We start from the raw sequence: 13,918 nt of genomic DNA, 5'->3' as shown, positions 1-13,918 counted from the left end.
GTGCGTCAGGACTCCGTGTCGTCGACGAGCAGGTCCTCGTGCCGGTAGTCGTCGGCACGCAGGCCGGCGCGCGCGATCATGTGCGTCGACACCGGCACCAGGAACAGCTGGAACACCATGATCGGCAGCACGACCCAGAACGCCGTCCACGTCCACACCGCGACCACGATGGCGGCCAGAGCGAGTGCGAGCCCGAGCACCTGCGGCTTCGCCATGGCGTGCAGACGGACGAGCGGGTCCGGGAACCGGACGATGCCGACCCCGGCGCCGAGCGACAGCAGCGACCCGACGAGCAGCAGCCCGATGGCGATCCAGGCGCGGATGCCGGCGTCGTCGACGAACGACTCGATGATCTCGATCACGACTGGTCCTCCTCGGCGCGCTCGGGGGTGGTGACGGTCAGTCCCTCGTCGGACGGGTCGGCCGAGGGCGTGACGGCCCGGGCGACGGCGACCGTGGCGAAGACGCTCGTCGCCGAGATCACCACGAGCACGGGGATGCCGGTCAGGTCCTGGCGGATGACCATCGCGGCGGCGATCACCACGAGCACGGTGGTCAGCACCATGTCGGAGCCGATCATGCGGTCGAGGATCGTCGGGCCGCGCACGATGCGGAACACCGCGAGGGCGAACGTCGCCCCGAGGAGCGCGAGCACGAGCGCGACGGCGATGCCCATCACGACGACGGCGGGGCTCATCGGGTCACCTCCGGCAGGGGCTCGGACAGCTCGGAGACGTCCTGCTTGGATCCCAGTGCGCGGATGACCATGGCCTCGATCCGGAGTGCGACGCGGCGTTCGTCCTCGACCTGCTCGAGGCGCTCGGTGTCGAGCACGTGGAGCAGCAGGCGACGGCGCCGCAGGTCCACGTCGGCGACGTACGAGCCGGGCACGAGCGAGATCGCGAGCGTGGCCAGGGTGAAGGTCATCTCGGAGGTCGAGTGCAGCTGCACGAGCGTGATCGAGCTCCGCCGTACACCCCGGGGACGGAACGCGACCCAGGCGACCCGGAAGGACGCCACGACGACGAGCCCGGACCAGACCGCCAGGAACCGCAGCACGTGCACGATCGAGAACCGTGCGGACAGGGGGACCGGCGGGAGCGGCAGCGCCTGGGTGACGATGAGCGCCACGACGATGCCGCACAGCAGCGTCAGCGGGGTCCACGACCCCCAGAGCAGCGCCCAGAGCACGGTGAGCCCCGCGACCAGGGGCACGTCGTAGCGCCACGCCAGCGCGATCCGCCTGGCGTTCGAGATGCGGCGGACGTCGGTCATCGCTCACCTCCGAGCACGGCCTGCACGTAGCGGTCGGGCGACTCCAGCGACTCCGCTGCGCGGGTCGCGTAGCCGTAGAGCGGGCCGGCGACGACCGTCAGGGCAACGGACCCGAGCACCGCGACGGTCGTCACGCCGACGAGCATGCGCGGCAGGCGCACCTTCTCGGGAGCCTCGCCGACCGCCTCGGTCGCGCCGGTGGTCGGACTGGAGGCACGGGCCGCGTGCGGTGCGTCGGTGACCGTCACCGAGCCTCCCGGGTGGTACGCCTCGCCCGTCTCCTCGGAGACGGTGAGCGGCGCCGGTTCCGGCGACCGCAGGTGGGCGTGCGGTTCGGCACTCGTCGCGTGCGGGGCGGCGGCCTCGGCCGCCGGCTTCGGCCGCCAGAAGGCGGCGTCCCAGACCCGCATGAGCGCGTACAGGGTGAGCAGGGAGGTGACGACGCCGGCGCCGATGGTGACGTACGCCATCGGGGAGCCGTCCTCGGCGGCGGCTCGGAACAGGCCGAGCTTGCCGATGAAGCCGGAGAACGGCGGGATCCCGCCCAGGTTGAACGCGGGGATCAGGTACAGGGCGGCCAGCAGCGGTGCGGCCTTCAGCAGTCCGCCGAGCGACCGGGTCGAGGTCGTCCCGCCGACGCGCTCCATCAGACCGGACACCAGGAACAGCGTGGTCTGCACGACGATGTGGTGCACCGTGTAGAACACCGCTGCCGCCGTCCCCGCGACGGTGCCGAGTCCGACGCCCATCACCATGAAGCCGATGTGGCTGATCAGCGTGAAGGACAGCAGCCGTTTCACGTCGGTCTGCGACACCGCGCCGAGCACCCCGACCACCATCGTCAGTGCGGCGACGACGAGCAGCACCTCGTTGAGCTGTGGTCGTGGGAAGATCACCGTCTCGAGCCGGATGATCGCGTAGATGCCGACCTTGGTCAGCAGGCCCGCGAAGACCGCGGTGACCGGTGCCGGGGCCGTCGGGTACGAGTCCGGCAGCCAGAACGCCAGCGGGAACACGGCCGCCTTGATGCCGAACCCGATCAGCAGCATCGTGTGCAGGAGCAACTGGACGTGTTCCGGCAGGTCGGCGACGCGCTCGCTGATCTGGGCGATGTTCACCGTGCCGGTGGCGCCGTAGACCAGCCCGATGGCGGCGAGGAAGATCGCCGACGCGATCAGGCTCGTGACGATGTACGTCGTGCCGGCCCGGACGCGCTGTTCGCTGCCGCCCAGCGTGATGAGCACGTAGCTCGCCACCAGCAGCATCTCGAACGCGACGTACAGGTTGAACAGGTCACCGGCGATGAACGAGTCGAGCACACCGGCCGCGAGCACGAGGTACGTCGGGTAGAAGATCGTGACCGGGGCGTCCTCGTCGTCGGCGGCCAGGCCCTGTCCGATCGAGAAGAGCAGGACGAGCAGCAGGACGCTCGCGCTGACGGTGAGCAGCAGCGCGCTGAGCCGGTCGACGACGAGCGAGATGCCGTAGGGGGCGTCCCACCCGCCGACCTGCACCACGATCGTGCCGTGCCGGTCGACCAGGACCATGAGCGTGGCGGCGACGGCCAGGGCCACGACGAGCACCACGACGGTGATCGCACGCTGGAGCTTCTGGTGGCGGAGGAGTCCGAGCGCGACCGCGGCACCGAGCAGCGGGACGAGGACGAGGAGCGGGACGAGCCAGGTCATCGGGTCGCCTCCTGTTCTGCGTCGGTGGTGGTCTCCGGGTCTTCGTCGGCCGCCTCGTCGCGGTCGCGGCCGATGGCGGCGTCGGCTTCGTCGACCTCGACCTCGTCGGCGCGGGACAGCTGCCACGACCGGTGGATCAGGGCCAGCAGGAACGCGCTGACGGCGAAGGTGATCACGATCGCGGTCAGGGCGAACGCCTGGGGGAGCGGGTCGGTGATGCCCTCGGCGCTCTTGCCGATCGGCGGGTCGCCCGCGGCGCCGGACATCACCAGCAGCAGCAGGTTGAGCGAGTTGCCGAGCAGCAGGAAGCCGAGGAGCATCCGGGTCAGGGAGCGTTCGAGCAGCAGGTAGACGCCGCACGAGAAGAGCACCGCCATGGCGATCACGAGGACGAGGGTGACGGTCACGTGGCGCTCCCTTCCGGGGTGGGGGCATCGAGGGCGTCGCTGACGGACCCCTCGGTGGTGTCGCGGGTCGGGGTCGAGGCGTCCTCGAGGCGCTGCCGGTCGACCTCGGCACCGAGACTGCGGAGGACGTCGAGCACCAGGCCGACGACGACCAAGTACACGCCGATGTCGAAGAACGTGGCGGTGACGAACTCGACGTGCCCGAGGATCGGGACCGTGGCCTCGAAGAACTCGGAGTACAGGGCTTCGCGACCGAAGAACAGCGGCACGATCGCGGTGATGGCTGCCGTCGCGACCCCCAGGCCGAGCAGACGACCGGCACGCACCGGAGCCGCTGCACCGAGTTCGGCCGGGCCGCCGGCCAGGTAGCGGGCCGCGAGCGCGATGCCGGCGACCAGGCCACCGGCGAACCCACCACCGGCCGAGTTGTGCCCGGCGAACAGCAGGTACACCGACAGCACGATCAGGCCGTGGAACAGCAGGCGGACGACCACGTCGAGCAGTGCCGAACGGCCGGTCGGGATCGCGGCGCTCGTCGGCAGCCAGGCGCGGGGCTCGCCGTCGGTGCGCTCGCCGTTCGCGGTCAGGGTCTCGGGCAGGTCGCGCAGCCGGGGCAGGGTGTCCTCGCGCGAGTTCACGAAGATCAGGCTCGCGACGCCGGTGGCCGCGGCGACCACGACGGTGAGCTCACCGAGGGTGTCCCAGCCGCGCAGGTCGACGAGGGCGACGTTCACGACGTTCAGACCGTGCCCGAACGAGCTCGTCAGTGCGGGCAGGTCGGGCCAGAGGGGGCGTGCCGTTCGGGCCGAGGCAGCGACGACGACGACGATCGCCAGCGTCAGCCCCGCCAGCCCGGCGAAGAGCGCCCGCACGACCCGGAACCGCGACGGGTTGGTCGTGGCGATGCGCGGGGGCAGCCGTCGGAGCACCAGGACGAAGGCGATCAGGGTGACCGTCTCGACCACGAGCTGCGTCAGGGCGAGGTCGACGGCGCCGTGCAGGACGAACAGCACCGAGAGGCCGTAGCCGGTGACGCCGACCAGGACCGCGGCGGCGAACCGGGTCTTCGCCGTGAGCACCGCGATGCCCGCGATCGACATCACGATCATCACCGGGATCTGGCCCCACGAGTCGGCGAACCGGACGTGGAACTCCCACGGCCCGCCGAGCACCAGGTTGGCGAGCGCCCCGGCGACGAAGACCGACAGGATCACGGTCAGGTAGTAGGGGAGCGAGCCGCGCTGCAGGCTCGCGGTGAGTCCGGTCGCCCCGCGGTCGAGCAGTCGCATGCCGTGCCGGTACGTGCCCGCAGCGCTCGGGAACCCCGCGAGCCGGTGCTGGAGCGCTTCGACCGGACGACGCAGGGCGAACAGTGCGAGGCCGCCGACCAGGGTGATCGCGGACAGGCCGAGCGCGGGTTCGAGGCCGTGCCAGAGCGCGAGGTGCGGGACGTCCTCGCCACCGAGTGCGGCGGTCGTGGCAGCGGGCTCGATGCCGTGCGCGACCACCGGGGTGAGCAGGCCGAGGGCAAGGCCGGCCAGCGCGAGCACCGAGGGCACGACGGCGAGGCCGTGCAGGGCGTGCGGCTCGGTGGTCGCGATGCCGGGCTTGCGGGCGAAGGCGCCCCACAGGAACCGCAGCGAGTAGGCCACGGTGAGCACCGATCCGACGGTCACACCGATCAGGGCGAACCAGGCCCAGCCGGCGTCGGGGCCGTGCAGGGACTCGGTGAACCCGGTCAGCACGGCTTCCTTCGCGACGAACCCGATCGTCGGCGGGATCCCGGCCATCGACAGCAGCGCGAGCACCGCGACGACCGCCAGCCACGGGCGGGCGCGGCCGAGCCCGCTGAGTCGACCGAGGTCACGCGTGCCGGTGACGTGGTCGATCGCGCCGACGACCAGGAAGAGCGTCGACTTGAAGGCGGCGTGGGCCACGAGGAGCACGACCCCGCCGAGGGCGACCGCGGGGGCACCCCAGCCGGCGGCGAGCACGAGGAACCCGAGCTGGGCCACGGTGCCGTAGGCGAGCAGGAGCTTGAGGTCGGTCTGCCGCAGGGCGCGGTACCCGCCGACGAGCATCCCGGCGACGCCGAGCAGCGTGATCGTCTCGCGCCAGCCGTCGAGCAGCGCGAACGCGGGGGCGAGCCGGGCCACCAGGTAGATGCCGGCCTTCACCATCGCCGCGGCGTGCAGGTACGCGCTGACCGGTGTGGGTGCGGCCATCGCGGCGGGGAGCCAGAAGTGGAAGGGCACGATCGCCGACTTCGTGAGCGCCCCGAGCAGCACGAGGACCACCGACACCGAGACGACCGTGCCGCTCGGGGGATCGGCGACGATCGCGGACAGCGAGGTCGTGCCCGCCGAGACCGAGAGCATCACGAGGCCCGCGAGCATCGCCAGACCACCCGCGGTGGTGACCACGAGCGCCTGCATGGCGGCGGCACGACTGGCACGCTTCGCGGCGTCGTGCCCGATGAGCAGGTAGGAGAAGACCGTCGTGGCCTCCCACAGGACGAACAGGACGATGACGTCGTCGGCGATCACGAGGCCGTACATCGAGCCGGCGAAGGCGGTCAGGACCCCGGCGAACCGACCGAGCCCGGGTTCGTCCCGCTCGAAGTACGAGGCGCAGTAGACCAGCACCAACGCGCCGACGATCGACACCACGAGGGCGAGCACCCACGACAGGGCGTCCATCCGCAGCGTGACGTCGAGGTCGAGCTGGGGGACCCACTGGTGCCGTTCGACGACGCTGCCGTGCAGGGCGGCGTCGGTCTGCGCGATCGTCAGCACCGCCGCCGCGGCGGGGGCGAGGGCCGCCACGTAGAAGACGCGGCGGCCGAGGACGGGGGTCAGGGCGGGGACGATCAGGGCGACGATCGCGAACGCGACGAGGACGAGGACCATCGGGCACCTCCTCGGGGTCGGGCTGCAGTCCGGCTCACTGGGCTTTCACAGCCTACGGAGGAGGCCATGTGGAGAACCTGTGCGGCCGGACAGCAGTCCGCTCAGGTCCGGCCGTGCGCGCGAGCGGGGATCTGGGTCGCGAGCTTGCCGCCGGAGACGTCGAGCAGGGTGCCGGTGATGTACCCGGAAGCGTCGCTCGCCACGAAGACGAGCAGGTCGGCGACGTCGTCCGCGGTCTCCCACCGGCGGAGCGACAGCGTGTCGAGCAGGCGGTCCTGCGCCTCGGCCGGCATCGTCGCGAAGCCGTTCATCGCCGTCGGCACCATGCCCGGTGCGTAGGCGTTCACGGTGATCCCCCACGGGCCGAGCTCCGACGCCAGGACCCGGGTGAACGAGACGACGGCTGCCTTCGACGCCGCGTAGGCAGCGCTCCCGACGCTGGGCACGATCGCCGCGAACGATGCGGCGTTGATGATCCGCCCGCGCCCGGCGGCCTGCATCACCGGAGCCACGGCCTGGCTCATCAGGAACGTGCCGCCGAGGTTGACGTCCATGCAGCGGCGCCAGGCGTCCCACTCCAGTTCGGCGACCGTGCCCGTGACGTTGATGCCGGCGTTGTTCACCAGCACGTCGATCGTGCCGTGCCGCCGGACGACCTCGTCCACGGCGTCGCGAACCGACTGCGGGTCGGCGACGTTGCACACGACGTGGTCGAGCGGGAAGCCCGGCTCGAAGGCCAGGTCGAGCGCGACGACGCGGCTCCCCTCGCTGACGAAGCGGTCGGCGAGCGTGCGGCCGATCCCGCGCGCTGCGCCGGTCACGACCACCACGCGGTCGGTCAGGTCGAGGTGCATCGTTGCTCCCGTCGTCGGTGCCTTGAATAGGCATACTATTCGAGCATGACGGATCAGCGTGTGCTCTGGGTCACGGGTGGGGGCAGCGGCATGGGGGCCGCGAGCGCCGAGGCGGCGGCGCGGGACGGCTGGACCGTGGTCCTCAGCGGGCGCCGTGCCGAGCGGCTCGAGCAGGTCGCACGCACGATCCGCGACGCCGGGGGAACCGCGGACGTCCTGCCCCTCGACGCGAACGAGCCCGACGCCGTCACCGCCGCGCGGGACACCGTGCTCGACCGGTACGGGCGGCTCGACGGGCTCGTGCTGGCGGCCGGGCTCAACGCCCCGAGGCGCCGGTGGGACGACCAGTCGCTGACCGACTTCCGCGCGATCGTGGACACGAACCTCACCGCCGTCGTCTCGCTGGTGGACGCCGCGCTGCCGGCACTCCGCGCGGCCGGCGGCGTGGTCGTCGTCGTCTCGTCGTACGCCGGGTGGTCCTTCCAGCCCGGGGCGGGTGTCGCGTACTCGGCGAGCAAGTCGGCGCTCGCGTCGGTCGTCCGGACGCTCAACCAGCAGGAGGCCGAGCACGGCGTGCGTGCCACCCACCTGTGCCCGGGTGACGTCGCGACGGACTTCCTCGACCAGCGGCCGGAGGTCCCCGACGCGGCCGCGCGGCAGCGCATGCTCCAACCGGAGGACATCGGGCGGACGGTCGCCTTCGTGCTCGGGTCGCCGGCGCACGTGCGCATCGACGAGCTCGTGCTGTCGCCGGTCTCGCAGCGGTGACGAGCACCTTCGAACGGGTCCTCGACCAGGTCGGTGCCGCTGTCGTCTCCGGTGCGGTCGCCGTGGGCAGCCGCCGGAGCGTCGACGACCTGGTGACCTGGACGGGCGCCAGTCGCAGCATCGTCCGCGAGGCCGTCCGCGTCCTCGTCGCCCTCGGCCTGCTCACCGCGCGGCGCCGGGTCGGCGTGACCGTCCTCGACCTGCGGGAGTGGGACGTCCTGGACCCGCGTGTGGTGCGGTGGCGCCTGCGGGGCCCCGACGGCGAGCGCGTGGCGGCCGAGCTCCGCGAGCTGCGGGCGGCGGTCGAACCCGCCGCCGCTGCCGCAGCGGCCCGGCGAGCGGCGCTCGACGCGTGCGCGGACCGACGGGAGGCCCTCCGCACCACCGCGGACGAACTCGCCGCCGCCGCGACCCGCGACGACCGCCCCGACTTCGTGGCCGCGGACGTGCGGTTCCACGCGCTCGTGCTCGACCTGTCCGGCAACGCGCTGTACCGACGACTGCACCAGGTCGTCGGCCAGGTGCTGCGCGAACGCGGGGGCATCCGCCCGGACCGGCACGACGTCGGCCTCCACCTGGCACTCGCCGACGCCGTCCTCGACGGCCGGCCGGACGACGCGGCCGCGACGATGCGGGCGATCGTCGACCGCACGTGAGCGGGGCGCGCCGGACCTGCGAGGATGGACCCCGGCGCGCCCCTCCGGTGCCCGTGGAGGGTGAGTCGTGGACGCAGCACAGGACCTGGTCGTCCAGCTCGTCGGCACCCCATGGGCGTTCTTCGTGGTCGGCCTCGTGCTCGCCGTGGGCAGCGTCGCGGTCTTCCTGCCCAGCCAGGCACTCGTCGTCGCGATCGGCACGCTCCTGGTGGGCGGTGACGGTGGTCTCCTGCCGGTCCTCTTCCTCGTCGTCGCGGCGTCGATCGGGATGGTCCTCGGCGACCTCGGGCTCTACCACCTGGCGCGGTCGGTCGACCTCGGCTCGAGGTCGTGGTTCGCGCGTCCGAAGGTCCGCGCGGCCCGGGACGCCATCGACGGCCGCTACCGTGCCGCTCCCGGGCGCATCGCGGTGCTCGGACGCTTCATCCCGATGGGCCGGTTGACGACGAACCTGGTCGGCGCGGACAGCGGGCTCGACCTCCGGCGGTTCCTGCTCAGCTGTGTGCTCGCCGACGTCGTGTGGGCCGCGTACTGCGTCGGCATCGCCTCGGCCACCGGGCGCTGGAGCCGCGAGCAGCCCTTCCTCGTCACGACCCTCGCGGTCGTGGCGTCGATCCTGCTCGGCCTCGCGATCTCCGCGATCGAGAAGGCCGTGCGACGCCGGAGCGAGGCTGCGGCCGCGGCCTGACGAACGTAGGCTGAGCACCCCGTTCGAAGGAGAACCCGTGCTGCTCGACGACCTCGTACCGGACCCCGACGCGCTCGAGCGCATCGCCACCGGCAGCACCTGGGCCGAGGGGCCCTGCTGGCTCCCGTCGACGCGCACGCTGCGGTGGTCCGACATCCCGGGTGACCGGATCCTGCAGTGGCACGCGGACTCGGGGGAGACCTCGGTGTACGCGGACGGTGTCGAGTTCACCAACGGCCGCACGCTCGACCGGGATGGCAGCGTCGTGCAGTGCTCGCACGGGCTGCGTCGGGTCGAGCGGGACCGCGACGGCGTCGTCACGCCGATCGTCGACGTGTGGGACGGCGGTCGGTTCAACTCCCCGAACGACGTCGTGGTCGCGCGGGACGGCGGCGTCTGGTTCACCGACCCCGCCTACGGCATCACCCAGCCGCGCGAGGGACACCCGGGCGTGCGTGAGTACGGCGACCACTGGGTGTTCCGGTGCGGCCCGGCGGGCGAGGACCTGCGACCAGTGGCGACCGACCTGGACGAGCCGAACGGCCTGGCCTTCGACCCGGACGAGCGGGTGCTGTACATCGCGAGTTCGTCGGGCGACGAGCCGGTCATCCGCGCCTACGACCGCCGAGGCGACCTGCTGAAGAACGGCCGGGTGTTCGCGCGGCTCGAGCCCGGAGAGGGTGCGCCGGACGGCATCCGGGTCGACGTGCACGGCAACGTCTGGTCGTCCTCGCACCGCGGCGTCGTCGTGTTCGACCCGACGGGTGCCCGGATCGGTGCGGTCGCCGTGCCGGAGGTCACGTCGAACCTGTGCTTTGGCGGCGACGACGGCACGACGCTCTTCCTGACCGCGACCACGTCGGTGTACCGGATCGCCACGACGACGCGGGACGCTGCCGTATCCTGACTCGGCCATGCAGTGCGACTACTTCGACCGCGGGGTGTGCCGGTCGTGCACGCTCATGGGCCAGCCCTACGCCGACCAGGTCCTCGACAAGGAACTCCGCACGCGCGAGCTCCTGCACGCCGCGGTCGAGGCCGCCGGGGGCCCCGGAGCGGTCTCCTGGTCGCCCGCGATCACGAGCCCGGAGTCGGGGTACCGGAACAAGGCGAAGATGGTCGTGGGCGGGACCGTCCAGCACCCCACCGTCGGCATCCTCGACCACCGGCAGCGCGGGGTGGACCTGCGGCACTGCGGGATCTGCACGCCCGGCATCCGGCACGCGTTGCCCGTGCTGGCCGAGTTCGTCTCGACCGCCGGGCTGATCCCGTACGACGTCGCCGCGCGCCGGGGTGAGCTCAAGTACGTCCTGGTCACCGAGTCGCCCGACGGCGAGCTGATGATCCGGTTCGTGCTGCGTTCCGAGGGGCAGCTCCCGCGGCTCCGCCAGCACCTCGACGCCCTGCGTGCCGCACTGCCGGACGCGGTCGTGGTGACCGCCAACCTGCTGCCCGAGCACAAGGCCGTCACCGAGGGCGACCGCGAGATCGTGCTGACCGAGCAGGAGACCCTGCCGATGCGGCTCGGCGGGATCACGATGCACCTGCGGCCGCAGAGCTTCTTCCAGACGAACACCGGCGTCGCGACGGAGCTGTACGCGCAGGCGACGGCCTGGATCGACGAGCTCGACCCGGCGTCGATGTGGGACCTGTACTGCGGCGTCGGCGGGTTCGCGCTGCACGCTGCCCGTCCCGGCCGCGTGGTGACCGGCATCGAGACGAGCGCCGAGGCGATCCGCTCCGCGAAGCAGTCCGCTCGTGAGGCCGGCCTCGAAGGCCTCCGGTTCGCCGCCGACGACGCGACCGAGCACGCCCTCCGGGCTCGTCCGGACGCGGTGCCCGAGCTCGTCGTCGTGAACCCTCCGCGTCGCGGGATCGGGGAGCGGTTGTCGACCTGGCTCGAGGAGTCGGACGTCCAGCACGTCGTCTACTCGAGCTGCAACCCGGTGACCCTGGCGAAGGACCTGGCACGCATGCCGTCGTTCCGGCTGCGTCGGGCCAGGGTGCTCGACATGTTCCCGCAGACCGGTCACCTCGAGGCCGTGACCCTGCTCACGCGCGCCTGATCCCGACCGCCGATCGGCATTGCCAGGGAATTGCCAAGGACACGTACCCGGGTACGGCTCGATCACCATGGCCATGGGCATCGAGCCGTTCAGGTTCTGGGGCGGGGTACATAGCATGCACGGGTAGAACCGTTTGTCTCGGTTTGATAACGGTCAAGAGTTTCCTATGGTTGCCGACCGAGGTGCCGCCGGCCCGATGACCACTGCCCCCGGTGGCGCACCCCCACAACTGACCGCGATCGGTCGGGGTGGGCAGTGGATCCCGCAACAGATGCGGCTCGTGACCCCGGTGGAGCAATCACATGAAGAAGCTTTCCCGTACCCGCACCATCGTCGGTGGCCTGGCGTTCGCCGGCATCGCCGCGACCGGTGTCGGCCTCGCGGCAGCCCCCGCGAACGCAGCGTCCGGTTCGACCTGGGACCAGCTCGCGCAGTGCGAGTCCGGCGGCAACTGGGCCATCAACACCGGCAACGGCTACTACGGCGGCCTGCAGTTCAACCTCGGTACCTGGCAGGCGAACGGTGGCGCGGGCAACCCCGCCTCCGCCAGCCGCGAGGCCCAGATCGCCGTCGCCGAGCGTGTCCTCGCCTCGCAGGGCTGGGGTGCATGGCCCGCTTGCTCCGCCCAGCTCGGGCTGAGCGGCACCAGCGGTGCAGCCCCCGCCGCGGCGGCTCCGGCCCCCGCACCGGCTCCGGCGCCCGCACAGCAGGCCGCCCCGCAGCCCGCTGCTCCGGCACCGGCTCCCGCCGAGCAGGCTGCCCCGCAGCCGGCCGCGCCGAGCACGACCGAGTCGACGCCCGCCCCGGCAGCGACGACGCCGAGCAAGCCCGCCCCGGTCAAGACGAGCGGCAAGACGTACACGATCGCCTCGGGTGACACGCTCGACACGATCTCGACGAAGCTCGGGATCGACGGCGGCTGGAAGCAGCTCTGGGCCGCGAACACGTCGACCATCGACGACGCGAACCTGATCTACGCCGGCCAGGAGCTCCAGCTCCCCGCCTGATCTCTCCGCAGACCGAACACGACGACGCCCCACGACCTCGAGTCGTGGGGCGTCGTCGTGCGTGCGGTGCCGGGCTACTGCGGGTTGTCGGCGAGCCAGCCGGCGACGTCGTCGGACCGGAGCGCCTGGGACAGGGACCCGACCGAAAGCTGGTTCAGCGTCACGATCGACTGTCCGTCCGGTGACGTCCCGGAGCCCGCCGTCGGCACCGTGAAGGTCACGAGGTCGTCGGCCCGGACCGCGCGGAGCGACCACCCGAGTTCCGCCATCCGAGCGAAGGTGAACCCCGCGTCGACCGACAGGTGCTCACTGGTCGCGGCGACGAAGTCCTGGATGCGCCCCGGGTTGGTGACCGTGCCGCTGGACAGCAGCCCGTCCACGACGCCGCGCATGAACGCCTGCTGGTTGCGGACCCGGGTGTGGTCGGCGTCGGCGAAGGCGTGGCGCTCCCGCACGAAGGCGAGTGCGTCGGCGCCGTCGAGGCGGTTCGTCCCCGCCACGAAGTCGTGGTGGGCGGTCGAGAAGGCCTGCGGGGAGGACACGGTCACGCCGCCGAGGGCATCGGTCATGTCCGCGAACCCGGCGAAGTCGATCTCGGCGACGTGGTCGACCCGGACGTCCAGGAGCTGCTCGACGGTCTGCACGGTCAGGGGTACCCCGCCCCAGGCGTACGCGGCGTTCATCTTGGCGCGCCCGTGCCCGGGGACCTCGACCCACGAGTCCCGCATGATCGACATCAGGTAGACGTGCTGACGATCGGCGGGCACGTGCGCCAGCATCAGGGTGTCCGAACGCCCGCCGGACGTCGAAGGGCCACCATCGGGGTTGCCCTGCGCCCGGGAGTCGGAACCGATGAGCAGGACGTTCTCACCTGACGTCGGCGTCGGTCGGGTGCCGCTCGGGAACGGGTTCGTGATGGTCTCGCGTCCGGCGTCGAAGCTCCGAGCGAGACCGCCGACGAACGCACTCGCGACGACGGCGACGACCAGGGCGACGCCGACGAGCGAGCCGAGCGTCGTGATCAGCGCGACGAGGAACGGCCGCCGCCGTCTGCTGCTGGCGGCGTGGCGAGTGTGTGCAGCGGCCGCGCGGGCGGCTCGGCGTTCGGACATGCGGGGCTCCTGTGGTCAGGTCGGCACGCACCGACCACAGGATCTTATCGCATGTGGTATTTCATGAACAGTGTGTCACTCGGACTGCGGCTTGGCGAGCAGTTCGCCCAGTGCCGTCCGGAGTGCGGGGTCCTCCGGCAGGACCTCGCGCTCGATGTGCCGCGCGGTCTCCCAGGCGGACCGGCCAGCGGACGTCACGCTCACCACGCGGCGCCGGCGATCGGCGGGATGCGGGGTGCGCTCGACCAGGCCGTCCCGCTCCATCCGCTCGAGCGTGCGGGACATCGTCTGCGGCTGGACCCGGGCCGTGCGGGCGATGGTGTCCGCGCCGGTCGGACCGGTCCGGATGAGGATGTCGATCGCGACGACCGCGGCGTGCGAGAGTCCGATGGCGCGGAGTCGTTCGTCCCAGTCCCGTTCGACGGACCGTGCAGCCGCGGACAGCAGGCGCCCGAGGGGCCACTGCTCGCTCGTGTCCTGCATGCCGT

At 72.0% G+C, this 13,918-nt stretch carries 15 protein-coding genes; 6 read left to right on the top strand and 9 right to left on the bottom strand.

Going from position 1 to position 13,918, the window contains the following annotated elements; genetic code table 11:
• Positions 1 to 5: 5 nt before the first annotated feature.
• The 7 genes from mnhG to DEJ12_RS00330 all read right to left on the bottom strand — a co-directional run bounded on the left by mnhG (position 6) and on the right by DEJ12_RS00330 (position 7,133).
• Positions 6 to 362: a monovalent cation/H(+) antiporter subunit G gene (gene mnhG / locus DEJ12_RS00360; RefSeq protein WP_071245814.1), complete on the bottom strand. Its 357-nt coding sequence runs from the start codon at positions 360 to 362 to the stop codon at positions 6 to 8.
• The gene (locus DEJ12_RS00355) at positions 359 to 697 is read right to left on the bottom strand and encodes a hypothetical protein (protein WP_051597118.1); all 339 of its coding nucleotides are present in this window, start codon (positions 695 to 697) and stop codon (positions 359 to 361) included. Before DEJ12_RS00355 ends, mnhG begins: the two co-directional genes overlap by 4 nt.
• Positions 694 to 1,275, bottom strand: coding sequence for a Na+/H+ antiporter subunit E (locus tag DEJ12_RS00350; protein WP_111028654.1), 582 nt, complete (start codon positions 1,273 to 1,275; stop codon positions 694 to 696). Before DEJ12_RS00350 ends, DEJ12_RS00355 begins: the two co-directional genes overlap by 4 nt.
• The gene (locus DEJ12_RS00345; protein ID WP_111028653.1) at positions 1,272 to 2,963 is read right to left on the bottom strand and encodes a Na+/H+ antiporter subunit D; all 1,692 of its coding nucleotides are present in this window, start codon (positions 2,961 to 2,963) and stop codon (positions 1,272 to 1,274) included. The genes DEJ12_RS00350 and DEJ12_RS00345 overlap by 4 nt, the downstream gene beginning before the upstream one ends.
• Complete coding sequence (locus DEJ12_RS00340; RefSeq protein ID WP_110865552.1) at positions 2,960 to 3,370, bottom strand: Na(+)/H(+) antiporter subunit C; 411 nt, start codon at positions 3,368 to 3,370, stop codon at positions 2,960 to 2,962. The genes DEJ12_RS00345 and DEJ12_RS00340 overlap by 4 nt, the downstream gene beginning before the upstream one ends.
• The gene (locus DEJ12_RS00335; RefSeq protein ID WP_111028652.1) at positions 3,367 to 6,279 is read right to left on the bottom strand and encodes a Na+/H+ antiporter subunit A; all 2,913 of its coding nucleotides are present in this window, start codon (positions 6,277 to 6,279) and stop codon (positions 3,367 to 3,369) included. Before DEJ12_RS00335 ends, DEJ12_RS00340 begins: the two co-directional genes overlap by 4 nt.
• Positions 6,280 to 6,380: 101 nt before the next feature.
• Entirely contained in the window at positions 6,381 to 7,133 is a 753-nt protein-coding gene (locus DEJ12_RS00330) for an SDR family NAD(P)-dependent oxidoreductase (protein ID WP_111028651.1), read from the bottom strand.
• 45 nt (positions 7,134 to 7,178) lie between these two features.
• Here DEJ12_RS00330 and DEJ12_RS00325 point away from each other — a divergent pair, with 45 nt between their 5' ends.
• The 6 genes from DEJ12_RS00325 to DEJ12_RS18290 all read left to right on the top strand — a co-directional run bounded on the left by DEJ12_RS00325 (position 7,179) and on the right by DEJ12_RS18290 (position 12,318).
• Positions 7,179 to 7,901, top strand: a complete 723-nt coding sequence (locus DEJ12_RS00325; RefSeq protein WP_111028650.1) for an SDR family oxidoreductase — start codon at positions 7,179 to 7,181, stop codon at positions 7,899 to 7,901.
• Positions 7,898 to 8,557 (top strand): FadR/GntR family transcriptional regulator, encoded by a 660-nt coding sequence (locus DEJ12_RS00320; protein ID WP_111028649.1) that lies wholly within the window; start codon positions 7,898 to 7,900, stop codon positions 8,555 to 8,557. The genes DEJ12_RS00325 and DEJ12_RS00320 overlap by 4 nt, the downstream gene beginning before the upstream one ends.
• A 67-nt stretch (positions 8,558 to 8,624) precedes the next feature.
• The gene (locus DEJ12_RS00315) at positions 8,625 to 9,245 is read left to right on the top strand and encodes a DedA family protein (protein WP_071404822.1); all 621 of its coding nucleotides are present in this window, start codon (positions 8,625 to 8,627) and stop codon (positions 9,243 to 9,245) included.
• A 40-nt stretch (positions 9,246 to 9,285) separates the two neighbouring features.
• A complete protein-coding gene (locus tag DEJ12_RS00310) occupies positions 9,286 to 10,152 on the top strand; it encodes an SMP-30/gluconolactonase/LRE family protein (RefSeq protein ID WP_375334585.1) in 867 nt (288 codons plus the stop codon).
• A 7-nt stretch (positions 10,153 to 10,159) separates the two neighbouring features.
• Positions 10,160 to 11,311 carry a 23S rRNA (uracil(747)-C(5))-methyltransferase RlmC gene (gene rlmC, locus DEJ12_RS00305; protein WP_111028648.1) on the top strand — a complete coding sequence of 384 codons (1,152 nt, stop codon included), beginning with the start codon at positions 10,160 to 10,162 and terminating at the stop codon, positions 11,309 to 11,311.
• 302 nt (positions 11,312 to 11,613) lie between these two features.
• Positions 11,614 to 12,318, top strand: a complete 705-nt coding sequence (locus DEJ12_RS18290; protein WP_071404824.1) for a transglycosylase family protein — start codon at positions 11,614 to 11,616, stop codon at positions 12,316 to 12,318.
• 74 nt (positions 12,319 to 12,392) lie between these two features.
• Here the strand turns inward: DEJ12_RS18290 and DEJ12_RS00295 are convergent, their stop codons facing one another.
• The gene (locus DEJ12_RS00295; protein ID WP_111028647.1) at positions 12,393 to 13,430 is read right to left on the bottom strand and encodes an LCP family protein; all 1,038 of its coding nucleotides are present in this window, start codon (positions 13,428 to 13,430) and stop codon (positions 12,393 to 12,395) included.
• A 75-nt stretch (positions 13,431 to 13,505) separates the two neighbouring features.
• A complete protein-coding gene (locus DEJ12_RS00290) occupies positions 13,506 to 13,913 on the bottom strand; it encodes a MarR family winged helix-turn-helix transcriptional regulator (RefSeq protein WP_071404826.1) in 408 nt (135 codons plus the stop codon).
• Positions 13,914 to 13,918 lie beyond the last annotated feature (5 nt).

It is taken from the genome of Curtobacterium sp. MCLR17_059 (genome assembly GCF_003234665.1).
GTDB classification, from domain to species: Bacteria; Actinomycetota; Actinomycetes; order Actinomycetales; family Microbacteriaceae; genus Curtobacterium; species Curtobacterium flaccumfaciens.
This window is presented reverse-complemented; position numbering and strand designations above follow the sequence as displayed.